The organism is Mycoplasma pogonae (assembly GCF_054170725.1).
The window spans coordinates 1-23,242 of record NZ_JBSWZS010000007.1 but is presented as its reverse complement, the minus strand read 5'-3'; the positions used below and the strand labels follow the sequence as shown (position 1 = coordinate 23,242).

The 23,242-nt window shown below is 28.6% G+C and carries 21 protein-coding genes and 4 tRNA genes; 9 read left to right on the top strand and 16 right to left on the bottom strand.

Features of this window, described 5'->3' with window-relative positions; genetic code table 4:
* Positions 1-169: 169 nt before the first annotated feature.
* The 4 genes from ACW95P_RS03125 to ACW95P_RS03110 form a co-directional block, all read right to left on the bottom strand.
* Positions 170-246, bottom strand: a tRNA-Ile gene (locus tag ACW95P_RS03125).
* A 65-nt stretch (positions 247-311) separates the two neighbouring features.
* Positions 312-704, bottom strand: coding sequence for a 30S ribosomal protein S9 (rpsI, locus tag ACW95P_RS03120; protein ID WP_457961776.1), 393 nt, complete (start codon positions 702-704; stop codon positions 312-314).
* Positions 705-706: 2 nt separating this feature from the next.
* Positions 707-1,141: a 50S ribosomal protein L13 gene (gene rplM / locus ACW95P_RS03115; protein WP_457961775.1), complete on the bottom strand. Its 435-nt coding sequence runs from the start codon at positions 1,139-1,141 to the stop codon at positions 707-709.
* Positions 1,142-1,447: 306 nt separating this feature from the next.
* Complete coding sequence (locus ACW95P_RS03110; protein WP_457961774.1) at positions 1,448-2,401, bottom strand: L-lactate dehydrogenase; 954 nt, start codon at positions 2,399-2,401, stop codon at positions 1,448-1,450.
* Positions 2,402-2,793: 392 nt separating this feature from the next.
* Between ACW95P_RS03110 and ACW95P_RS03105 the strand changes: the two genes are divergently transcribed.
* Positions 2,794-4,209, top strand: coding sequence for a hexose phosphate transporter (locus ACW95P_RS03105; protein ID WP_457961773.1), 1,416 nt, complete (start codon positions 2,794-2,796; stop codon positions 4,207-4,209).
* A gap of 66 nt (positions 4,210-4,275) precedes the next feature.
* On the opposite strand, the gene msrA is transcribed toward ACW95P_RS03105, so the two are convergent.
* The 4 genes from msrA to ACW95P_RS03085 all read right to left on the bottom strand — a co-directional run bounded on the left by msrA (position 4,276) and on the right by ACW95P_RS03085 (position 9,958).
* Positions 4,276-5,244: a peptide-methionine (S)-S-oxide reductase MsrA gene (gene msrA, locus ACW95P_RS03100; RefSeq protein ID WP_457961772.1), complete on the bottom strand. Its 969-nt coding sequence runs from the start codon at positions 5,242-5,244 to the stop codon at positions 4,276-4,278.
* 128 nt (positions 5,245-5,372) lie between these two features.
* Positions 5,373-7,346, bottom strand: coding sequence for a hypothetical protein (locus ACW95P_RS03095; protein WP_457961771.1), 1,974 nt, complete (start codon positions 7,344-7,346; stop codon positions 5,373-5,375).
* A 52-nt stretch (positions 7,347-7,398) separates the two neighbouring features.
* On the bottom strand, positions 7,399-8,487 hold the full coding sequence (locus ACW95P_RS03090; RefSeq protein WP_457961770.1) for a mannitol-1-phosphate 5-dehydrogenase: 1,089 nt from the start codon (positions 8,485-8,487) through the stop codon (positions 7,399-7,401).
* Positions 8,477-9,958, bottom strand: a complete 1,482-nt coding sequence (locus tag ACW95P_RS03085; RefSeq protein WP_457961769.1) for a PTS transporter subunit EIIC — start codon at positions 9,956-9,958, stop codon at positions 8,477-8,479. The genes ACW95P_RS03090 and ACW95P_RS03085 overlap by 11 nt, the downstream gene beginning before the upstream one ends.
* Before the next feature lie 32 nt (positions 9,959-9,990).
* Between ACW95P_RS03085 and ACW95P_RS03080 the strand changes: the two genes are divergently transcribed.
* Positions 9,991-10,830: a MurR/RpiR family transcriptional regulator gene (locus ACW95P_RS03080; protein ID WP_457961768.1), complete on the top strand. Its 840-nt coding sequence runs from the start codon at positions 9,991-9,993 to the stop codon at positions 10,828-10,830.
* Positions 10,831-10,950: 120 nt separating this feature from the next.
* Here the strand turns inward: ACW95P_RS03080 and ACW95P_RS03075 are convergent, their stop codons facing one another.
* Positions 10,951-11,445: a dUTP diphosphatase gene (locus ACW95P_RS03075; RefSeq protein WP_457961767.1), complete on the bottom strand. Its 495-nt coding sequence runs from the start codon at positions 11,443-11,445 to the stop codon at positions 10,951-10,953.
* A gap of 362 nt (positions 11,446-11,807) precedes the next feature.
* Between ACW95P_RS03075 and rpmE the strand changes: the two genes are divergently transcribed.
* Positions 11,808-12,044 (top strand): 50S ribosomal protein L31, encoded by a 237-nt coding sequence (gene rpmE / locus ACW95P_RS03070; RefSeq protein ID WP_457961766.1) that lies wholly within the window; start codon positions 11,808-11,810, stop codon positions 12,042-12,044.
* Between the two features lie 59 nt (positions 12,045-12,103).
* Here rpmE and ACW95P_RS03065 read toward each other — a convergent pair whose 3' ends face one another.
* The 4 genes from ACW95P_RS03065 to mnmA are packed head-to-tail and all read right to left on the bottom strand — an operon-like array spanning position 12,104 to position 16,768.
* Positions 12,104-12,481, bottom strand: a complete 378-nt coding sequence (locus ACW95P_RS03065; protein WP_457961765.1) for a hypothetical protein — start codon at positions 12,479-12,481, stop codon at positions 12,104-12,106.
* Positions 12,472-13,872 (bottom strand): glutamate--tRNA ligase, encoded by a 1,401-nt coding sequence (gene gltX / locus ACW95P_RS03060; RefSeq protein ID WP_457961764.1) that lies wholly within the window; start codon positions 13,870-13,872, stop codon positions 12,472-12,474. Before gltX ends, ACW95P_RS03065 begins: the two co-directional genes overlap by 10 nt.
* A 3-nt stretch (positions 13,873-13,875) precedes the next feature.
* A complete protein-coding gene (locus tag ACW95P_RS03055; protein ID WP_457961763.1) occupies positions 13,876-15,660 on the bottom strand; it encodes a hypothetical protein in 1,785 nt (594 codons plus the stop codon).
* Entirely contained in the window at positions 15,653-16,768 is a 1,116-nt protein-coding gene (gene mnmA / locus ACW95P_RS03050) for a tRNA 2-thiouridine(34) synthase MnmA (RefSeq protein ID WP_457961787.1), read from the bottom strand. Before mnmA ends, ACW95P_RS03055 begins: the two co-directional genes overlap by 8 nt.
* 151 nt (positions 16,769-16,919) lie before the next feature.
* Here mnmA and ACW95P_RS03045 point away from each other — a divergent pair.
* Positions 16,920-16,995, top strand: a tRNA-Thr gene (locus ACW95P_RS03045).
* A gap of 60 nt (positions 16,996-17,055) precedes the next feature.
* Here ACW95P_RS03045 and ACW95P_RS03040 read toward each other — a convergent pair.
* Positions 17,056-18,054, bottom strand: coding sequence for a YwaF family protein (locus ACW95P_RS03040; protein WP_457961762.1), 999 nt, complete (start codon positions 18,052-18,054; stop codon positions 17,056-17,058).
* A gap of 319 nt (positions 18,055-18,373) precedes the next feature.
* Here ACW95P_RS03040 and ACW95P_RS03035 point away from each other — a divergent pair.
* The 3 genes from ACW95P_RS03035 to ACW95P_RS03025 all read left to right on the top strand — a co-directional run bounded on the left by ACW95P_RS03035 (position 18,374) and on the right by ACW95P_RS03025 (position 19,107).
* Positions 18,374-18,460, top strand: a tRNA-Leu gene (locus ACW95P_RS03035).
* 7 nt (positions 18,461-18,467) lie between these two features.
* Positions 18,468-18,543, top strand: a tRNA-Lys gene (locus ACW95P_RS03030).
* A 126-nt stretch (positions 18,544-18,669) separates the two neighbouring features.
* On the top strand, positions 18,670-19,107 hold the full coding sequence (locus ACW95P_RS03025) for a PTS mannitol transporter subunit IIA (RefSeq protein ID WP_457961761.1): 438 nt from the start codon (positions 18,670-18,672) through the stop codon (positions 19,105-19,107).
* Positions 19,108-19,382: 275 nt separating this feature from the next.
* Here the strand turns inward: ACW95P_RS03025 and ACW95P_RS03020 are convergent, their stop codons facing one another.
* The gene (locus ACW95P_RS03020) at positions 19,383-20,192 is read right to left on the bottom strand and encodes a MurR/RpiR family transcriptional regulator (RefSeq protein WP_457961760.1); all 810 of its coding nucleotides are present in this window, start codon (positions 20,190-20,192) and stop codon (positions 19,383-19,385) included.
* A gap of 152 nt (positions 20,193-20,344) precedes the next feature.
* Between ACW95P_RS03020 and ACW95P_RS03015 the strand changes: the two genes are divergently transcribed.
* Positions 20,345-21,982 (top strand): PTS transporter subunit EIIC, encoded by a 1,638-nt coding sequence (locus ACW95P_RS03015; protein ID WP_457961759.1) that lies wholly within the window; start codon positions 20,345-20,347, stop codon positions 21,980-21,982.
* A gap of 51 nt (positions 21,983-22,033) precedes the next feature.
* Positions 22,034-22,951 (top strand): phosphogluconate dehydrogenase (NAD(+)-dependent, decarboxylating), encoded by a 918-nt coding sequence (gene gnd / locus ACW95P_RS03010; protein WP_457961758.1) that lies wholly within the window; start codon positions 22,034-22,036, stop codon positions 22,949-22,951.
* Positions 22,952-23,040: 89 nt separating this feature from the next.
* Here the strand turns inward: gnd and ACW95P_RS03005 are convergent.
* The coding region (locus ACW95P_RS03005) for a hypothetical protein (protein WP_457961757.1) at positions 23,041-23,242 on the bottom strand (202 nt) is incomplete at its 5' end.

The following is a 23,242-nucleotide window of genomic DNA, read 5'->3' as shown; positions in this document are numbered from 1 at the left end:
ACTAGCTTTGATTCCTTTCTTAATACTGATATGTTTTTAAAGTTATTTAATTTTATCAAAAAATTATTTTTTGCAAAATATTTTTTCCAAATTTTGCGTTTTTCACTTTTGGATAAAAAAAAGAAAAAAACACTTTTTCAAGTGTTTCAAAGGTCATTTTACAATGATATGGTGGGAACGAATGGGATCGAACCATCGACCTCACGATTATCAGTCGTGTGCTCTAACCAGCTGAGCTACGCTCCCGTAATAAAATGCTCTATTAATTGTACAACATTTTGTATTAATGAGCAAATAATTTGTGAAAAAAATTAACGTTTTGAGAATTGTCTTGCACGACGTGCTGCACGTAAACCATATTTTTTACGTTCTTTAATTCTTGCGTCTCTTGTTAACATTCCAGCAACTTTTAATTTTGGACGGTAATCCAATGATGCTTCTAATAATGCACGAGCAATTCCTAAACGGATTGCTCCAGCTTGTCCTGATAAACCACCACCATGAGCATTAACACGAATATCTCATGAGTTTTCAGTTTCTGTTAAAACAATCGGTTGTAATGCATCTTTAATAAAAATATCTGACATTAAATATTCTTTTGCAGTACGCTTATTAATAGTAAATTTCCCTGAACCTGGAGTTAAAATAACTCTAGCAACAGAAGCTTTTCTTCTTCCTAAACCTCTATAAATTACATCAGCCATACTTATTTAACCTCTAATTTCTCAGGTTTTTGCGCTTCATGAGCATGCTCTGGACCTGCATAAACGAATAAATTTTTAAATTGTTTACGACCTAATTTAGTTTTTGGCAACATTCCTTTAATTGCTTTTTCAACAAGCATAATCGGTTTACGCGCTCTAACTTCCTTAGCTGTTCTTGCTTTTAACCCTCCTGGGTATCCTGAGTGAGAGTAATACATTTTATCCTCTTCTTTATTTGCTGTTAAAACAACTTTATCAGCATTAATAACAATAATATAGTCACCCATGTCAACGTTTGGAGTAAAATCAGGTTTATTTTTCCCTCTTAAATAAGTAGCAGATACTGTTGCTAAACGACCTAAGACAGCATCGGCAGCATCAATTACGTATCACTTTTTGTTAACTTCAAGATGCTTCACAATTGTGGTTTGTCTCATGAAATAATATCCTTTCATTCAAAATTTTAGATTTTGGTTTTATTTCTTTTATTAGAATTAATTTAATGTAACAGGACTGGCAATTAAATAATTGTTTTTGAATTATAACATTTTTAAATAAAAAACAAATATAAAAGTGGAAATTTTTGCTCCATTTTTAGTTTTATAATTTCCTTGCTACTCACTTGAAAAAATAATGCAAAATTTAACTTATATAAATAATAAAGTGTTTCAAAATAAAACAAATAATAAAAAACAAATCCTCTGGGCAGGATTTGTTCATAAAAATTAATTTGTAGAAAACTATTATTTTTTAGCGTCTTGGTAAACTTTTTTAACAATTTCAACAGAGCGATTAAATTTCGCTTGTTCTTTTTCATTTAAATCTAATTCAATAATTCTTTCAATTCCATTACCTGATAATACAACTGGTACACCAATATTTAAACCACTATGTCCATATTCACCGTTTAGATTCGCTCCTACAACCATAATTGCATGCGAATCTGCAAAAATATTACGAGCAATTTGTGCTAAAGCTGCACCAATTCCATAGAATGTTGCTCTTTTTCTTTTAATAATTTCATAAGCTTTTTTATAAACATATGTTTCTAACTCAGCTTCGTAGTTATCCGCGGTTACTCCTGATTCAGCACTTAATTTATCAAATGGCACTCCTGAAACATTAATTTTTGAATAAACTACTAATGAGCTATCTCCATGTTCACCAATTACATAACCTGTAACTGATTTTGGAGAAATATCTAAACGTTTAGCAATTTCCATTTTTAATCTTGCTGTATCTAAAACAGTTCCTGAACCAATTACACGTTTTGGATCAAATCCTGTTTTTTGTAAATAAGCATAAGTAATAATATCAACTGGGTTTGAAGCAATTAGTGTAATTCCTTTAAACCCTGATTTTTTAACTTTTTCTGCAATATCTTCAATCACCTTAACATTGTCAGCAACCATTTCTAACCTTGTTTCGCCATCTTTTTGTGGACGCCCTGCGGTAATAACAATTAAATCAGCATCACCAATATGGTCATAATCCGTTTTATAAACACGATAACTTTCTGGCACTGAAGGTGAGGCATCTTCAAGGTCCATTACATTACCTTCAAGCGGTGTTTCAAACATGTCAATTAGCCCATATTCAGCAGCCAATCCTTGATTCATTGCTGAGTATAAAAATGAAGTTCCAACAGCTCCTGCTCCGATTAAAACAATTTTTCTTGATGTATGTTTTTTTTGCATTGCAAAATTCTCCTAAATTTAATTAACTTATAATAATAAATAACTTTGATAACAGTTTTTAAGTTAGCTACCAAATTTGTTATTTTATTGAAAATAAATTTATATATAACTTTATCTTATATATGCTTTAATTTTATCATAATGTTAATAGCTATTTGTAAAGATTTAGAAAAATTCATATTTATTAAAAAAGTAACATATTAGTTTATTTTTATTTGAAAAAATATGCTCTTTTATAAAAAATTAGTTTTAAAAATTATTTTCACCTTTCAGATTTAAAAATAGATATAATTTAAATTATAAAATTCAAAAAAATTAAAAATATTGATTAGAAGTTTCTTTTTAGTCATTAATTTTGAATTTTAGATTTTATAAATTTTAAAGAAGGAAAAATGTGAAAAATAAAAACACAAACCGATACACACCTAGTTAAATGAAAGGGTTATGCAATGTGAGCAATTTTATTATTATCATATTGTCTTTTCATTGTTAACTGAGGAATGGCATCGGGATTAAATGGAAATTTTGGAAGCGGTGACAAGGGAATTATTAACAGTTACTTTGACCAAAAACCAGAAGCAATTTTCACCCAAGCCATTAACTGAGCTATTACAATTGGACGGGGAATTGGTTCAATCATCATTGGATGATTAATTGTGAAATTTACACATAAATGAGCCACAATGATCGCTCTTACATTAGTGCTATTCGCAATCCCGGCACCATGAATGCCAAATTATGGATTATTTATTGGTTTTAGAACAATTTTTGCAATTGGAGCAACAACCTTAATTATTTTATTACAACCTGTTGTTTCTGCTTATTTTCCACCAATAATTAAAGGGAAATTATCATTATTCTCAACTCAAGGATATACATTGGGAACAATTATTACTTTAGCGCCATTTTTAGGTGATGCTGTTGCAAATACAGCAATTGTAAACCAATGGCAAGTAATTTTAACTGTTCTTGCGGCATTATTTTTAATTCCTTTTGCTGCTTACTTTTTAATTGGTCAAAAGTTTGATACTTTTGAAGAAGTTAAAAAAGCACAAGAAGAACAAAGAAAAGCTTTAGAAGATAAAAATGGACCAACCCCAAAAACAAGTATGAAAACTTTATTAAAGCAAAAAGAAACATACATTTGAATCTTATTTTATGGTGGTTGATTAGTGGCGGTTGTTATGCCATTTATTATGATGCGTTCAGCTTTGCCTGCCCTTGCCGGAATAGATGCAAATCAATTAAGAGTTACATTAGTTATTTGATTAATTTTCTTCCATGTAAGTAATTTATTTGCGCCATATAGTGTAGGACTATGAAACCGTTTCAATGCACGAAGAAAACCATTTATTATTGGAATTACTTTTTTAGGAATTGTTTTCTGAGTTTTTTCAATCTTAGCTTTTCTTTACATGGTTGTACCAGCTCACAAAGCCGGTTCAAACATGTGAGCTGGAGGATGATTATTCTACATTTTAGGATTTATTAAAGGATTATTACTTTGAGGAATTCAAGGGGTATTTTTAAATAACCCCCATGAACAAGAAGGAACTAACCCACAAAAAGTTGGATTACAGTTTTCACTAATTTGAGGATTTGGTTACTTTTTCTTCACTCTTGCAACAATTATTCTATCATTTGTTAGAGATATTCCTGATACAGGAGCAATGGGGTGAACTATCGGAGTAACATTGCTTATGCTACTTGCTCCAATTGCTTGATTCTTCATCAAAGAAACAAAGCCTAATGCTCCTTATCTACCAGATCTAAAAGCTGAAATGGCTAAAAAATCTAAAAATAAATAATTGGATTTTACAACAAAAAACAGTCATATAATTGTGACTGTTTTTTCATATCTTTAATTAAATTTTTTAGTACTTAAAGGGAATGTGACAATAGCCGTTGGGATTTTTAATTAAATAATCTTGATGATAAATTTCAGCTGGATAAAAGTTCTGCAATGGTAATAACTCAGTCACAATTCTTGGGATGCTAGGTTGGTATTTATTAACAAACAATTTTGCTAATAAAGTGCCACTATATTCATCAACAAAATATACTCCTGAACGATATTGACTTCCAACATCATTACCTTGATAATTTAATTGTGTTGGGTTAATATTATTAAACATTAAATCTAATAATTGTTCTTGAGTTACATATTCAGTATTGAATTCAACATATACAGTTTCAGTTGCTCCAGTTGTGCCGGTGCAAACTTCTTTATAACTTGGATTTGCTTTATTAGAATTGGCATAACCAACTTGTGTTTTTAACACTCCAGGCAATTGTTTGAATAACAATTCCAATCCTCAAAAGCATCCTCCAGCTAAATAGAGATCAAAAATTTTACCTTCATGCATTCTAATAATTTCTTGTCAAGCTTTCTGTAACAATTGATTTGATGAATCAAGAATTTCTATTGCACTAATAAATTTAATTGCTGCTGAATTAATACAATAACGTTGATAACCTTCTGCTAATAAATCATGTGACAAATCATTAAAAACATGACCTAAATGTAAATTTGTTGACTTTGTTCGCACTTCTGTTCGAATCATATTGTGACTCGTATCTTTAACATATAACAAATCAGCTTTATCACGTGGTTTTAAAAAAGCTGGTCAACCACAATTTGAAAAATATTTATCATAAGAAGTAAACAAGATTGTACCATCTACTGGATCAACATAAATTCCAGTTTCACTAAAATTTCAATATTTATTTTGACGCGGTAATTCTGTAAAGTTATTATATAAAACATCATAACTTTGTTGATCTAAAAATTCTTTTCCAATTTTTCAATATTTTTTTTGTTCTGAATTCATTTTAAATTGCACAATTTACACCTTTTTTATTTTTTGTATTAAAAATAACATTGTAAGTAATAACTAACTAAGTCTTTAAAATATTTGTTTTTTAACTAAAAAAATTAGAAAATTTTAATCAATTCAAATGATTAATATTTTTAAATTTTAAATTTGTAATTTTCATCATCTCCATTTTTATAAATTGGGACTTCAAAACTTTTTGTGAATGTCTTTTCCTCAAATCCAGAAATTTTAATTTTATATGTAACATTTGCACGTAATTTTTTATTATGAATATAAAGTCTTGTTAACTTAAAATTTTCATAAAAATTATTCCATCAATAAATCGGAAATGGGTATAAATCTGGACGCGAAAACGAAAGAGAATAGCCTTTATATAAAAAATTAAAAATATCACCATATTTTTTAGCATTTATAATTGATGTATTAAAATCATAATCTTCATTAGTATCTCATTTAGCATTAATCTGAGATTTGTTTTCTCTTGAATTTAAAAGAGAGTGAATATATGAATTACTTCTATCATTATTTGCATCTAATCAAAAAATTACATGAAAATTATTAAATTCTGCATCATTTCATTTATTTAATCCAGTAATTTTATAAGATTTTTGATAAATTTCACTCCCAGATTCATAATGACCATTTGAATCTTCAACTTTTTTCAAAAATGTTAATGTAACATCTATTGTTCCTGCTTTATCATCAACAGCATCAATTGATTTTACTGCAATAACATATTTTTTTTGAAAATCAATTTCAGGTGGAATATCAAAAAAACCATCAATAAATTGACTAATAAAATCTTGATTATAATAATCTTTATTAAAAATAAATGAGATATCGGAAAATCCAGTGCCTAATAAAGTGAAACGTTTTCCATGGTAATGTAAATTTTTTTCTTCAGATGTATCAAATAATTTTTCTTGTTCATGAAAAGGATATTCAAAAATATATTTAAATCACGAAGGAAAAACTGTTCCTTTTGAAAAATTACTTTTTACAACTATCTTACTAAAAATTTCTTGAAATTGTGATTCTCAATTAATTTCAAACTGATTATCACTAAAGAGACTATAAAACTCTTCGCTAATTTTTGAATTACCTTCAATTAATTTTTTCATTTTTCCTTCATAAGAATATCAGACATATAAAATATCATTTATTTTTTGAGCCTTTTTGATTAATATTTTTGGTCTTATTAATGGTGATTTATCAATAATTGCGATTGAACCTAATTCTTTTAATTTATTTAATTTTTCATCACTAGTTTTGTTACTATCATTTAAAAAATTAAAATAGTCATCAATATTTTTATTTTTAAGATTCAAATTAGAAATTTTCATTTCAATTTCTGGAGTTGATATATTTAGTTTTAAATTGTCATCAAATTCAAATGTTTTTATATCTGTTTTGGTACCTGAACTAATTTTTACTTGTAATTTTAATTTACCATTATAATCACTAAAACTTAAAGCTTTTAGTTCAATTACTGGGTTTTGAATTGCAGGATTTACTTTGATGTTAAAAAAGTTTTTATTTAAAATTAGTGTTGATTCATTTTCTAAAAATTGGCTTGGATATAATTGTGAGTTAATTTGGATACTAAAATCTGTAAATAGTGAAGCTATTTCTGGTTTTACTTTAGGAATTTCAGGTCGTGGATTAGGTTCAACTGGTTTTGGTTTTATTGGATCATTTGGTTTTGGTTCTTTATTTTCAGGTATTTTGGCTTCTGGTTTATGTTCAATAAAAACTAATTCATTTTTTACTTCAATATCATCGACTTTGATAATTAATCTAATTTCAGCAATATTTTTAGGAATTTCAACAGTTTCTTGAAATGATGTTTCGGATATATTAAAATTTTTCGAAAAACTAAACATATCATCAGTTGATGATATGTTTAATCCTACTTTTGAACTGTTGGGTAAATTTGTAACAATAAAACGAAAATAACTTAGGTTTGTATTATTTTTATCAATTTCTTGTTTAATTTCTAATTTAATTTGCTTTTGCTCCACATTTGAAATATCACCACAAGCAATTAGAGCTAGTGGTACAAATGGGGTTGCAATTAATGACAGCAAAATTCTTTTGTTGCTTTTCATGTCTATATTTTATAACTTTATGCTTTAAAGCAATACAAAATATTTTTAAATTTTAGTTTTTATTATATTTTTTTAATAACGTGTCTAAATCAGTTTTAGTAATTTTTAAATACTGTTTTGCAACTTCATCAAAACCTTGTTGTTGGATTTGAATTTGAAGTTGTTGTGATTGTTGATCTTCTAAATTATTATAAAGCAATATATTAGTTAAAGCATCTAATAAAATTGTAGGATTTTTTTGATATTTTTTATAAAGTTGATACAAAATCATATATCTTTCATCAAAATTAAGTTTTTGAATTGGATTTCTTGTAACCCGATTACAAAAATCATTAAAAAGCGGATTTTGAAAGCGTGCTAAAGTTTTTTGACGATATATTTCAATTTCTTCTGGAGTAAAAACTGAAAAATTCTTTGCAATTAACTCAGCTATTTCTTTACTAAAATTAAAAATCATTGCTTGAAAATTTGGAATTTCAAAAACTTGATGAATATGTTCAATATTTTTATTATATCCTCAATAACCAATTGTAGAATGCAACGCATTAACTAATAAAAGTTTTCGTGTAATATAAGCATCTAAATTTTGACTATAAACTATATCTTTTAAAAATTGTTTATCATTAATTTGGTTTTGATCAGCTACAATTTCAAAATAGTTTTCAACATTTACATCAAGATTGTCATTTTGTTTTTGCCCAATAATACGATCAACTATTACATCAACAAAATTTAATTTCGGTAAATTGCCAAGCATTTTTGCAAAACTAGAGCTAACTTTATAGCCATTTTCAAAACAAATAATTTGTTTTGAAATTGTGTTATTTTTTAAAATGGGTTTTAAAAAATTAGCAAGATGGGTTAAATTATTAACTCCAATTGAAGTAGTTAAATAATTAGCAGTTAATATTTCTGCTTTTAAATCTTTATCATTAATATGATAAGCTTTAAAATCTGTAATTTCAATAGTGTTATTTTGATCAATGCTAATGATATTGTATTTTTGTTGTTGATTTAATAAATCAATTATTTTTTGATTAGTATCAACAAAAATTAAGTCAATATTGTTGTTTTTAAAAATTTGAGCTACTAATCCTCTTCCGATATTTCCTGACCCAAAATGAATGACTTTATTTTTCATTTTTAATAATTTTGTTTAGAATTTCTTCATATCTTGATTTGTCTAAAAATTTTTCTAAAACTAAAAAGTGGGCATGAGGATTTTTTTGTTTAGCAACATCAACTAAGTTTTGAATTGTGATAATTACTTTTTCAGTTCCATCTAAATTATTAATTGCTTTATTAGAAATATCAATATTAGTTAAACCTTGTTTTTTAACCATGTTTCTCAAAATTCCAGCACCCATTACGCTCGAACCCATTCCTGCATCACAAACAAAAACAATTTGTGAATAATTAATTTTCTGCTGATCATTTATTTCTTGATTTTTACTTTTTGCTTTTGCTTCTTTAACAAGATTTTGCGCAACTTCTATACTTAGTTCTGTATTTGCTGCATTTTTTTTGAAAAAATATTTATTTTTTAAGCTTGAAAATGAAAAAATTATTCAAGCTGTAAATAATGACACTAAAGCTGAACCAAAAATTCCGATTGTTAAACCCGCAATATCCATTCCTGTTTTATTGACTTGTAAATATTGAGCAATAATTGATCCCGGTGATACGGCAGCTACAGCTCCAACATCAAAAATTTGAAACATTGCATTACCAAATACACCACCAGCAATGGCTGCGATAATTAAAACCGGCTTCATTAATACAAATGGAAAATAAACTTCGTGAATTCCTCCAAATAAATGCACAATTGAAGATGAAGCTGCTTGAGATTTAATTGCCTTGTCTTTTTTAATCAAAATATAAGCTAGTAAAATTCCTAGTCCTGGACCAGGATTTGATTCTAATAAAAATAAAATTGATTTTCCAGTTTGTTGTACTTCTTCAGCTCCTAATGGAGTAAATACTCCATGATTAATTGCATTATTTAAAAATAAAATTTTAGCTGGTTCTACAATAAATGCAATTAAAGGATAAAGTTTATAATCACGCATACCACCAACAATTGTTCCTAAAAATTTTGATACATATGCAAGTCCATAAACAGCTCCGTAATAAACTGGAAATAATAAAACAAAACCTAAAATACCTAAATAAAAGTTATTAACCAACATTTCAAATCCTGGTTTAATTTTATGCATTCAGAATTTTTCTGTATGTTTTAAAACTAAAGCTGCAAGCGGACCAAAAATCATTGCTCCTAAAATAGCATTACCTGATTTGCCAACAATTTCAGCAAATGCAGCTGATTGAACCGCTGCAATCGTCGCCATTGAAACTAATCCTGCAATTGCTGCTCCACGAATACCATAAATTTTTTTACCACCTAAAAATGCAATCAGAATTGGGATTACATAATCAATCCCAATTCCGACCATTTTAGCCAGTTGTTCATTTGGTGCTCAACCAGTTGGAATAAAAAAGGATGTTAAAATTCCTCAAGCAATGAAAATACCAATAATTGGCATGATCATCGATGACAAGGTTGAGCCTAAACTTTGGGTTTTGGTTTTTAAAACCGATAAAATATTTTTCATAGTTTTTCATCCTTGTAATTTATAATTTTGAAATGAAAAAAACAATCATTGAGCAATTACAAGTTTATGCTTTGCAAAACAAAAATGCGATTTATAAAGCACTTTCACAATTTTTTTTAAATAATTTGGATCGTGATTTTACTAGATTAAAATTAAAAGATATCGCAGCTGAATCAAGCTGTTCCCAAGGAAGCGTATCCAAATTTGTTAAGCATTTAAACTTTAATGGTTTAAAAGATTTTTTGCCAGCTTTAGCACAAGAAATTACTTTTAAAAATGCTTGAACAAACTTTGAAAAACAAAAGCAAGTAGTTTGTAAAAATGAATCTTGTTATTTTCAAGAACTTGAAACTTACCATGCTCAAAATCTTCATAATTTAGAAAATTTTTTCCAAACTAATAAAAGTAGCATTGTTAAATTTGTGGAATTATTGAAAAATACTAAACATCTAATTTTATTTGGCAAGGGTAATAATTTACCTTTAATTCAAATATTTGCAACTTATTTTTCTAAAATTAATTTTTTTGTTGATTATTCTTTTGATATGGATGTGCAACATCAATATATTGCCAAAGTAACTCATGAAACATTATGTATTTTTTTCTCATTTAGTGGCAATAATGCTGATATTAATAGCATTTTTACTAAGGTTAAAGCTAAAAATTCTCAAGCAATAATTGTAACTTTAACAGCTAATGCTCATAGCTTAATGTTCAAAAATTCTGATTTAGTTTTTTTAACCCACTTAAATGAAGATGTTTTGAATAATCACACTAGTTATCGCATAGTTTTTAATTATTTGTTAATGCAAATCATTAACTTTTATCAAATGCAACAAAAAAGTTTTTCCCAAACTTCAATATTGGAATAAAAAATATTCCACATTTAATTTTAAAAAGCTTTATCAATAAAATGTTAGTTTAGATTTTTTCTTCTTAAATAGAAAAAAAATTACAAAAAAATCCGATACTTAAATTCGGATTTTTGTTTTTTAGTAGTTGTTTAAAATTCTTTCGAAGTTAATTTGTAATTTTTTATAATACTCTTCAACAATTTTTGGATAATCATAATTTAATCATTGTGCAATTTCTAAAAATTTTATAAAAGCTTGCTGTAAAAATTGTCTGTCTTTAGTTTCTGAAAATTGATTTATTAAACTAAAAATCTTTAATAAATCTTTATTAATATCTTGTTGATTAAATTTATCAATTTCAAATTCTGAGCTAATTCCCGATTTAATTGATAAAGAAATAAAAAAATGCATAACATCAGCATATTCTTCTAAAACTTTTTGCTCATTTCTTTGCAAATCTTTTTTTCAATATTTAAAAGTCTTGATTTCGTTAGCAAATTCAGCAATTTCAACAATTAAAGCAATAATTTGTTTATCGATGATAGACTCATTAACTTTAATATTGTGAGTTTTTTGAATTGTTTCGTCCAATTGTTTTTGTGATATAAAAATTTCAGTTAAGTCTAATTTCATATTTGTATTATAAACTATTTATTAAAATCTAAAAAAGCTCAAACTAGAATTTGGTTTTTGTAATTGTTAAAATTTTTTTAAATAATCTTGGACAAAAAAATGACCTTCAAGTCCTTCCTGATCGAATATTGAGACAAGTTTAATTTTTTGTAATTCACTTTTTTTATTCTAGTTAAGCTTTTTTTATTTTGTTTTAATTATCTTTATTTAAACTCCAAATTTATAAATACTGTTATCTTTTTTTGAAATTTCTAAAATTAAAAATAAGATTTTTAAAAAGACTTGAAGTTAATAATTTATTTTTTGATTTGTGGTAAAATTTTGAAATAAATTTAAAAATATAAAGTTGTAAATCGCTTTATGTGAAAGGAATTGTGATGAAAAAAGAAATTCATCCAGAATACAAAGAAATTAAAGTAACATGTTCAACATGTAGCAATGAGCACGTATTTGGTTCTACTGCTTCTAATGTTTCTGTTGACGCTTGTTCAAAATGTCATTCATTCTACACTGGAGACAAAAGCATGGCAAAAGCTACAGGTAGAGTTGAAAGATTTAAACGTATTATGGAAAAATCATCAACCAAAACTACTAAATAACCATTTTAATTATCAAAAAACCTTCACAATTTATAAGTGAAGGTTTTTTTGTTATGATTTTACTCTGATAAGGTTAAAGTAATTTTATAATTTCCGAGTAAATTGTTTTTTAAATCACTTAAGGTGTAATCAAAAACAATTTCTGTTGCTGTTCTTGCTAATGATTTTAAAAATGAAATAAAGTAAACTGTTGACCCATTTGGTAACTGATATTCAACATTAATTTCTTTATTTAAAACTAAAAATAATGAAGATGGACCTGAAAAAATGTTAATTTGGGAAGAGCTAACTTCAATTCGATTTTGAATATTGTTATTTGGTTCAGAAAATTCATAAACATCAAAATCATTAAATTTGCTAATTATTACATCACTATCAAAACTAATATCATTAGTTTTTTCATTCATTGTAATTGTAGAGTGAAATTTTATTTTCATATTGCTAACCTTTGCTGAATTAATGTTTCTCCAAATAGGTAAATTGCTTTTGCCAGTTCTGGACCATGTTCTTGATATGTTGTTGCAATCCGAATTGGTAAAAATAAATTTTTTCCACTTTTACCACTTGCTGCTTTAGTTTTATGAATTGCATTTTCAATTCCAGTAATATCAAATTTTTCAGCTGCTAAATTTTGAGCAAAAACTTGAATTACTTCTTTATCAAGTTGTTCAACTGGATAGTTTAACTTTTCTTGAGGTTTTTCATAATTCTGCAATGCTACTTGAATATCACTAAAAGTTGTAGCACTTTGTTTAAAAGTTTCCACAAAAATTTCTAATCAAGCAGTGTCTTTAGTTGTATTTAATTTATCAATAATTATTTGGTTATCACATGCTTTGAAATATTGTTTTGAAAATCAATCCATTTTTTTGATATCAAATTTTGAAGGTGATTTTGATAAACGATTGGGATCAAATTTAGCAATCAATTCAGTCATATCCATAATTTCTGTAGCATCAGCTGCTGTTCATCCTAATAAAGCTAAGAAATTAACAATAGCTTGCGGTAAATAACCACTATTTTTATAATCTTCAATAAATTGCTTTACTGAAAAATCACGTTTTGAAAGTTTTTCACCTTCCATGTTAGTGATGATTGTCAAATGACCAAAAGCTGGTGGTGTCCAATTAAATGCTTCATAAACTGCTAATTGTTTTGGAGTATTAGTAATGTGTTCCTCACCACGTAATACATGTGAAATTTGCATATCAACATCATCAACTACAACAGCAAAATTATAAGTTGGGTAACCATCAGATTTGATGATTACTCAATCACCAATATCATTGGAATTAAAAATGATTTCACCCCGCACAATATCAACTCATTTATAAATATGATCTTTTGGTAAAGTTAAACGAATTGAATATTGTTTTAATGCATCACGTTTTGCTTTTTCTTCATCAGAAATTTGCAATCAGTTTCGGTCATAACGAAAACTAAAAATTCCTTTTTCACTTTGCTCTGCACGTTGTTGTTCTAATTCTTTTGAAGTGTCATAAGCTTTATAAGCTTTACCATTTGCAATTAATTCATTAGCTAAAGCTTGATAACGTTCTAGCTTTTCACTTTGGCGATAATTACCATATTCTACTTTGGGATTTCTTGGTGATTCATCAGGCACAATTCCTAATCAGGCTAAATTATCAAGTTGTGAATCTTCGCCATCGGCAACATTGCGCGCTACATCAGTGTCTTCTAAACGAACGATGAAATCCCCATTAAAATGTTTAGCAAATAAATAAGAAAATAAAGCAGTTCTTGCACCGCCTATGTGTAAATAGCCCGTTGGGCTTGGAGCATATCTTGTCCGAATTTTTTTTGTCATATATTAAATATCACTCTCTTCTTCATAATCGAAAATTTGTAAATCACTAATTTGATTTTTATTATTAAAAATTAGTTTATATAAAAATACTAAATTAAAATATTTGGATTTATCTTTTTCTCTTCAATAAGAACTCGATTCTCCTGCAACTCACTTAAAATAAGAATGATATCCAAAAGAAGCACGAGGCACACCATCAAAATCACTAGTTTGTATTTGACTTTTTTCATTTCAAGTTAAATAATTTAAATATTGAAGAATATTTTCATAAACTTTATTAACATCTTGATTTTCTAAAGGTTCTAAATATCTACCTTCTTTATTACTAAAGTAAATTTTTAGTTGTTGCGGCATTTGATTTATATTGTAATAACGATCTGAACCTAAAAATTGTTGGAAAATATTTTTAGCATTTTTTCCATGATAATATGCTTGTAATAATACAATCATATTTTTTAATTTTAAATTTTGATCATTTTTATCTGAAGATTCCAAATATTCCCGATAATTTTTAAAAAAACTTAATAAAATATTATTAGTTAATAACATCATTTTTGTTCTGTCATATAAATGATTATTATTTCTATCATTTTTATGTCAAAAAGATCCAAATTGAATAGTTGCTGACATTGTTTCTTGGAATCTGTCACTAAAACTTGAAACATCAACTCCATTAAATTTATTGACAAAAGCTAATGTCATATCGAAAGGAATAAATCTTCTGTTTTGTGGATAAATACTATTAGCATCTGATTTAAATTTTGAAACAAATTTAGCTTGCAGCCCTGGATTCAAATGACTTCTTGCCATATCTACAAAAAATTCACGGTGTTGATTAAAAGCCTTTATTAAAAAATTTTCATTTGAAGCTGGAAAAGCAAAGTCTCAATCATTAATATTAGTAGAAAAATTTAAATCATCAACATTTAGATAATTATTTTCGTCATTAACATCCAAATTATTATTTATAAATATAAGGCTATTTTTATTTTGAAATCTATCAATATTACTTTGTCAATAATGGTGTGGTTTTTTTGCCATGATATTAAATATTTGGTTTATTTTTCTAATTTCATCAGCTTTTCCTTCTTCATCTCCATCAAATAAATTTACTATTTTATTTAATTGTTCTTTAACCGCTTCATTAATATCTTTTCCAGAATTAGTTTTTAATTCTTCTGCAAAAGATGCATTTTTTGCTATTGCAGTTTCTTCTGACTTAGGGACAGGTGTTGGTTCGGGTGCTGGACTTGGAGGTGTTACAGGATCAGTAGGTTCTTCTGCTGGAGGAAGTGTTGGATTTTCTGGTTCTTCAGTACTTGATATTGGGTTATTATTTTCGGGATTTACTGGAGTTGGCTCAAGCTGTTGCGGCGATGTCGAAGGAGTTTCTGGTTTAGTCGGTTGCTGATGTGCTGGTAGATTAGGTTTTGTTTCACTATCTGTTGTTGGTGAATTATTTTCAGGATTTATTGGTTTTGGTTCTACTTTTGGTGGGTTAGTAGGAATGGGTTGTTTCGTTGCATTAGAACCAGAAATGGTTGTTGGTGTAGGGCTAACTGGTTGGGTTGGAACTTGTGTTGATGAACCAATTCCTGGATTTGGTGATGGTTGAGGGGTGAGATTTTTGTTTTTCTCAACATCGCTTGAAGGTTTGAAAACAACTGGTGGTTGCGCAATTTGATCATCAATATTTTCTTCTATTGTAGTTGAACAGGCGATTAAAACTGGAGTTACAAATGGTACTAATGCCAAATATTTAAGTTTGCTTTTTTTTCACTTAGACATAGTCAATTCTCCTTTTGTTGCGATAAATTTCTTTAATTGTGGCTCCACCCAAACATTTTTCGCCATCATACAAAACAACTTCTTGACCAGGCGTAACAGCTTCAAAACCTTGAGGATAATAAACAACTAATTTATGATCATCCAACAATTCAATTGTTACAGCTACATCTTGTTGACGATATCTAAATTTGGCTGTTAGGTTGTTAGCATCATAACTTAGATTATTTAAAGTTAAATTTTCTGCTAATAATTGATCTGAAGTTAATCATTTTTTTTGTGAAGCTGGCGCAACGTAAATAATTTTTTCAGCTAAATTATGACCAACAACAAAATATGGTTCGGTCATGCCACCTAAATTTAAACCCTTACGTTGTCCCAAGGTATAATACATTGCCCCTACATGTTGTCCAACAACTTTTTGATTAGTAATGTCAACAATATCACCCGGTTGTGAAGGAATGTAATTTTGTAAAAATTGGGCAAAATTACGTTCTCCAATAAAACAAATTCCGGTTGAATCTTTTTTGTTAGCTGTGATTAAATTTTGCTCCTGTGCAATTTTTCGTACTTGATGTTTTTCCAAATCAGCAAGTGGAAAAATTACATGTTGTAACTGCTCTTGACTTAATTGTGCTAAAAAATAAGTTTGGTCTTTAGTGTGATCTTTAGCTCGATACAAATGCCCATCAATCACTTTAGCATAATGACCCATGGCAATGTAGTCAGCTTCAAAAGTTTTTAAAGCATACTTTAAAAACTTATCAAATTTAATATATTTATTGCACAAAATATCAGGATTAGGAGTATAACCTTGTTTGTATTGCTCAATGAAATGACTAAAAACTTCATTTCAATACTCATTCACAAAATCTACCCGGTGAATTGGGATACCCAATTTTGCTGCTACAGCTTGAGCATCAGCTCAATCTCGCTCTTGAGGGCAAATATCTTGAGAAATATTGGCATTTCCTAAAATATCGTTATTAATTAGCGAATCTCAGTTACGCATAAATAAGCCAATGACTTCATGACCTTGACTTTTTAATAAATATGCTGCCACAGAGGAATCTACACCACCTGATAAACCTACAATAATTTTTGCCATAATTATGTCATTATATCAAAATTAAACTTTTGCTAATTAAAAGCTTTGGAATTATCCACCTAAATTAGCGCTTGAATTTAACACTAAATTTTAGTTTTTTGAAATTTTAAAAAAATTAATTTATGGTAAAATAATTTAAAAGTTTTTTACAAGCGCCATCATAGCTCAGTCGGTAGAGCACATCCATGGTAAGGATGGGGTCGCAGGTTCGATTCCTGTTGTTGGCACCACTTCATTGTAAAAATGTCCATAAAAAACCAAGTTGTTAGTAACTTGGTTTTTTATTAACTTTAATTAGCTCGAGGATGTAATAAATTGCATAACTTTTGAAATAAAGGTAATGTTCAAAATCTTCAAGTAAAAGTTGAATGTTTGAAAACTTCTCAGTTGTGTGATTTAATAATTTTCACACTTGTTTTAGGAGTTTTGGAGCTGAAATTAATTAATAGCTTATCCTGTAAAGCATAAACACCAAAAGCAGCATAAGAAGCAATTCACCCTAAAATAATAAATAAATATAATGAATGTGGTGGACGGCTTAAAGCTCCCAGCGTTCCAATTCCATCTTTACCCATATAAAATCAATTAGGATTTCAACCTGGATGATGACTTGTTGCAACTCCATAATTTAATCCAATTACTAAAAAAGTTAGTAAGTTTAGCGATACACAAGCATAAAATAATGAATTTTTAGTCACTTTTGCTTTATCCCGATTAATAATAAATAAAAAAACTGGAGCAATAATAGCAAAGGAATGAGCTAAAATAAAGTCTCATCAAAAGTAATTATCCATTCCTCAGTTACTTCCTACCCGTTCAGTAGCTGGGTTTCGAACTGAATTATATGTTTGATCTAACAAAATTTTTGATGGGCTATTTTTAACATCAGAAAAAATTAAACCAATACACCCGCCGACAAAAGCAAAAAAACCATAATAACGAATTCACTCTGAACGATTAACAATTAATGACACAGCAATCACTACAATAAAAAAGCGACAAAAATGTAATGGAATATACTCTCATTTATAAGGTGCATCATCAATTTCAAAAAAGATAATTCGCAAAATCATAAAAAATAAAATTACAATTCCAACCAATCGCTCAAATCAAGTACGCGGTATTTTAAAAACTGTTGTTTTATTTTGTCACACCCGATATAGTGGTTGTTTTGCAATTAAGATGGCAATTACAGCAACAAAACATAAGACTGTTAAAATCGTGTACAATCACGACGATTGTTCTGAGGTATTAATATTTCCTCGCCAAGAAATCGAACTTAAACCCATGACTTCTCCTTTTAAATTGTTTTAATAAAATTTATATTTTAAAAGATTTTGAGCTAAATTGCAAATATATTACTAATTTCTAATAAACTAAAACTGTTTATTTAATCTATGATTAAAATGATCAATAAGAAGCTTTTCAAGTACTAGTAAAAAAAATTACAAAATCATTTTTAAAATTCGCTATTTTTGTTTATAATAATGCTACTATCAAATTAAATTATGGATTTAAATAAACAAAATAAAAAAAACATCAATATTTTTACTTTGTTTTTCTAAAAATTAGTTTATAATAATCTAGCAATTTAAAAATAACTTAATTGCTCGAGTGGCGAAATTGGTAGACGCAAGGGACTTAAAATCCCTCGGTGGCAACACTGTGCTGGTTCAAGTCCAGTCTCGAGCACCATTTTTAAGCGCCCTTAGCTCAGCAGGTAGAGCAAATGGCTTTTAACCATTGGGTCAGAAGTTCGAATCTTCTAGGGCGTACCACTTATCAGTATTTAACTGACCATCAAGTCTTATCCAAATGATAAGACTTTTTTTATTTTGTTTTTAGCAGATATCTTTTATATAATATTAATTACATTTTATTTTTTAATGCTACAAGGAGCAAGTATGGAACAATTATTAACAGTTACTGATGTTTATTTAGATCAAGATTTAAAAACAAAAGCTGAAGTTTTTGCAAAGGTGCAAGAAATTTTAACAGCTGCTGGCGCAGTTAAACCTTGCTTTTTAGAAGCGATGAAACAAAGAAATCAAGAAGCAAGTGTAGCTTTGGGAAATTATTTAATTTTACCTCACGCTACTCAAACAATGAGTGATTGCATTATCAATAACAAAGTTATTATTTTGCACTTAAAAAATCCAATCGATTGAGATGGCGAACAAGGTCAAATCGTTATGGCTTTAGCACTTCATGGTGATAAACAAATGGATTTAATTCAAGCTGCTGGAATTGCTTTTAGTGATATAGAAGCTGTTGAAAGCTTATTAAACAAAAACGATTTAGCACCACATGATTTTCTAGACTTTATTAATCAAGCTCTTTAAAATTATTTAAAAATAACAGTAGTAATTTTGTTGCTGCTGTTATTTTTAATTACAAAAACAATAACCTCAATAATTATCAAGGTTATTGAAGTTAAAATAAAATGAATTATGATTCTTTATGATGTTATTGCAAAAATTTAATATTGTCTTCTAAAATTACAACACGTTTTTTTGGATTAAGAATCATAATTTTAAATTTATTAAATTTTTTTTATTTTAATAGCAAAAAACAAAAAACTTAATGTAGAACTGAGATAGAAAATACAAAAATAAGCTTATTTTTTTTTATGATTAGCTCGTTTTGCAAGTACCAAAACAATCTGCATTGCCAAAAATAAAAAAGTAATTCGCACATTGCGTTGTTCATGAAAAATTTCTTCATTGTTCTGAACAAGAAAATTAATTGTAGCAGCTTTATAAATTTCACTATTAGCATTAAAAGTGAAATTTATAATTTGACTTCGTTTTTTTACAGCAGCTTTAGCGATGTTGGAAATCCTTCGACTTGAGCCGCTCGCTGAAAAAATCACGCAAAGTGCTTTGTGAGTAAAAAGTTCTTGTCATTTTTGCTGGATTTCAAAATCCTGACTGAAATAAACTACATATCCCATTTTTTGTAAATAATTACTAAAAATATTGCAAACATCTAAATTAGCGCCCTTGCCAACTAAAAAAATGGGAGTATTTTTTTGTAGTAATTTTGTTAATTGTAAAATTGCTCGGCGATTAGCGATATTGGCTGCTTTTAAATTTGCTAACAAAACCTCAGCATATTTATTTAAATAAAAATCAAACATAACATCACCACTAGTTTGTGATTTAGTTAATTCATTTTCATGATACATTGTTTGTTTTTCATAAATTAAAGCCGGAATTAAATCTTTAGTACCTTTATAACCTAAGTATTTAGCAAATTTTAAAAATGATGCAGGTGAACAATTTGCTGCTAAAGCAAATTGTTTAATATTAAAATGTTCTAGGTTTTCAATGTTTTCAAGCAACACTTTAGCAATTGAAGCAAAAACTAAATTAATTTTTTGCTCAGCAATGGTTTCTATTTTTTTAATTAAATGGGTTTGCAACATAGTAATTACATTATAGTTGCAATGTTATTTAATTTTCTAAATTTAGTAAAATATTTTACTAAATTTGAAATATTTTTTATTTGCATTTTTTTTAAATTCAATCAGTGATAATTTTATTGGATTTTAATTTAATTTTTGTAAAGGATTGAGCGATGGTTTTAATGAAAAAAAACAGCAGTTTTTCAAAACTTGAAAAACATGCCACACGCGGGATTAGGCAAAAAATCCAAAAAATCGGTTCATTTATGGCTGGGATGATTATGCCTTCAATTGCTGTGTTTATTGCTTGAGGATTGTGAACCTCGATGTTTTTATACAATGCCAAAAGCGGATCACATGGGTGATTTAGTGGTCAAACATGATCGCCTGAATGGATTAATGGTTTAGGCGGAATTGTAGGGCCGGGAATTAAGTGATTGATTCCATTATTAATTGGTGTTAATGCCGGAAAAATGATTTATGGAGTTCGAGGGGCGGCATTCGGTGCTTTTATGGTGCTTGTGATTATCGTTGGAACTGATCAAGTTTGAGCAATGCACCCCGATATAATTCAAATTGATGGCAAAGCTTTATCTGGACGTGCTCCTAATCAAATTATTGGAGCGATGATTATCGCACCATTAAGTGTGTGAATTTTTAAAAAAGTAGAAAGCTTATACATAGAAAAAATCCGTGCTGGATTTGAAATGTTGATTAAAAACTTTTCTTTAGCTTTAATCGCAATTGCATTGGGATTAATTATGTTTTTTGCATGAGCTTGAGTGATGTTTGGAATTACTTTTGTCTTAACATCAATCATTAAAGGGTTTGGAACAAATAAATATATTGCTCCATTAATGACAATATTTACTGAACCAACTAGAACAATATTCTTAAATAACGCTTTAAACCATGGTGTATTATCACCGATTGGTTTAAATCAAGTACAAGGTTTGCAAGAAGCTGGAACTGAAGCAGCGCGTTCAATTTTCTTTTTATATGGTGGTAATGCTGGACCGGGATTTGGGCTGTTAATTGCTTACGCTGTTTTCAAAAAAGGTCAAGAACGTACTAATGCTTTAGGTTCAAGTGTGATTCAACTAATTGGAGGAATTCACGAAGTTTACTATGTTTACGTAATTGCTAAGCCGAAAATGATTTTAGCAACGATTGCTGGAGCAGCAACTAGTATGGCAATTTTTAGCTTCCTTGATGGTGGAACTGCAACTACAGTTTCTCCGGGATCGATTATTTCGGTAATTTCTACCTCACCAAGTGGCTATGCACTAGGAATTAATTTACTAGGGGTATTTGCTGGAGCGGCAGTAAGTTTTATTGTTGCAAGTTTATTATTGTGACCAGAAAGAAAACACCAAAATACTGCAACTGGTTTTGATACCACAGTTGAATTCACTGATGAAGGAATGAAATTTGTTAACAAATCAGTTGCAGAAGCAGCTAATGCAACAAATCTAGATTTTGCTAAAGTGCAAAAATTAGTTGTAGCTTGTGATGCTGGAGTCGGTTCAAGTGCTATGGCTGCAGGAATTATTAAAAAGTGAGTCAAAGATAATAATATCGATGTTGAAGTAACTAATGCTGCTTTAAAAGATATTCCCGCTGATGCTGATTTAGTAGTTACAACTAATGTTTTTGAAAAATTAGCTTTAGATAAAACTGGTAAAAATAACGTTTATGCCGTTAAACAGTTTTTAAATAAAAATGAATATAATAGTTTGTATGAGCAACTTTTAAAACATCGGCGTAAATCAGATGTTGCTGATGAAACTGAGAAAAAACAAGATAAATAAAAAAGTTATAATTAATTAAAATTAATTGTTAGAAATGGAAATATAAAAACAATGAAGTTAAAAAAAATTGCGGTTATTGGTTTGGGAAAAATGGGCTCAGGTTTTGCACTTAATGCCAAACAACATCATTATCAAGTAGCTGGTTATGATGTAATAGCAACTCAAAACCCTGAACTTAATCAAAACATTGAACTAACTAATTCATTAGCTGAATTAGTATCATGAAATGGTAAAACTGGAGTATATTTATTATCAATTCCTCACGGAAAACCTACAAAAGATACCATTACTGCTTTATTACCTTTACTAGACAAAGGGGCAATTATTCTTGATATGGGGAATAATAATTGAAAAGCAACTAAAGAAAATGCGCAATTATGCGCAGAATATGGCGTGGAATTAATTGATGCCGGAACTAGTGGCGGACCAAGTGGAGCACGTAATGGGGCTTGTTTCATGGTTGGAGGAAGTAATGAGGCGGTTGCTAAAGTAGAACAATTATTTCTAGATTTAGCACAACCAGAAGGGTATCTGCATGTTGGAGCTGTTGGAGCTGGTCATTTTTCAAAAATGATTCACAATGGTATTGAATACGGTATGATGCAAGCTATCGCTGAGGGTTTTGCGGTGTTAGAAAGTAGTGAATTCAATTATGATTTAAATAAATTGGCTAAATTATGAAATTCTGGATCGGTAATTCGCTCATGATTAATCGAATTAACTGCCAATGTTTTCGCAAAGCAGAATTTAGAAGCTTTCACCCAAACTTCAGGAGTAGTTGATGCTACAGGTGAAGCTAAATGATCATTAGAAACAGCGCTTGAATTAGATGTTCCCACACCTGTAATTGCCTTATCACTAATGATGCGTCAGCAATCCAAACTAAATGATCCTTTTGCTAATAAATTGCTTGCGCAATTGCGTCAACAATTTGGGGGTCATGCGGTACAAACAAAAACAAAAAAATAGCCTGAGCTATTTTTTTTATGCTTTTTAAAATTATTCAATCTAGACAACAATAATTATTTTGTGAATATTTATTATGATTTAAATTTTAGTTAATTTTTTTCTGACTCATGATAACTTTCTAAAATAGTTACTCGCTTTATTAAGTCATCAATTTTTTGATCTTGTTGATCCAGACGTTGAAGAACATGTTTCTGAAATATTTCATCATTTTTAGCTTTTGCAGCATCGCGAAGATCGCGTTCAGCATCGCGTTTGTCTCTTTCGGCATCACGTTTGTCACGTTCGGCATCT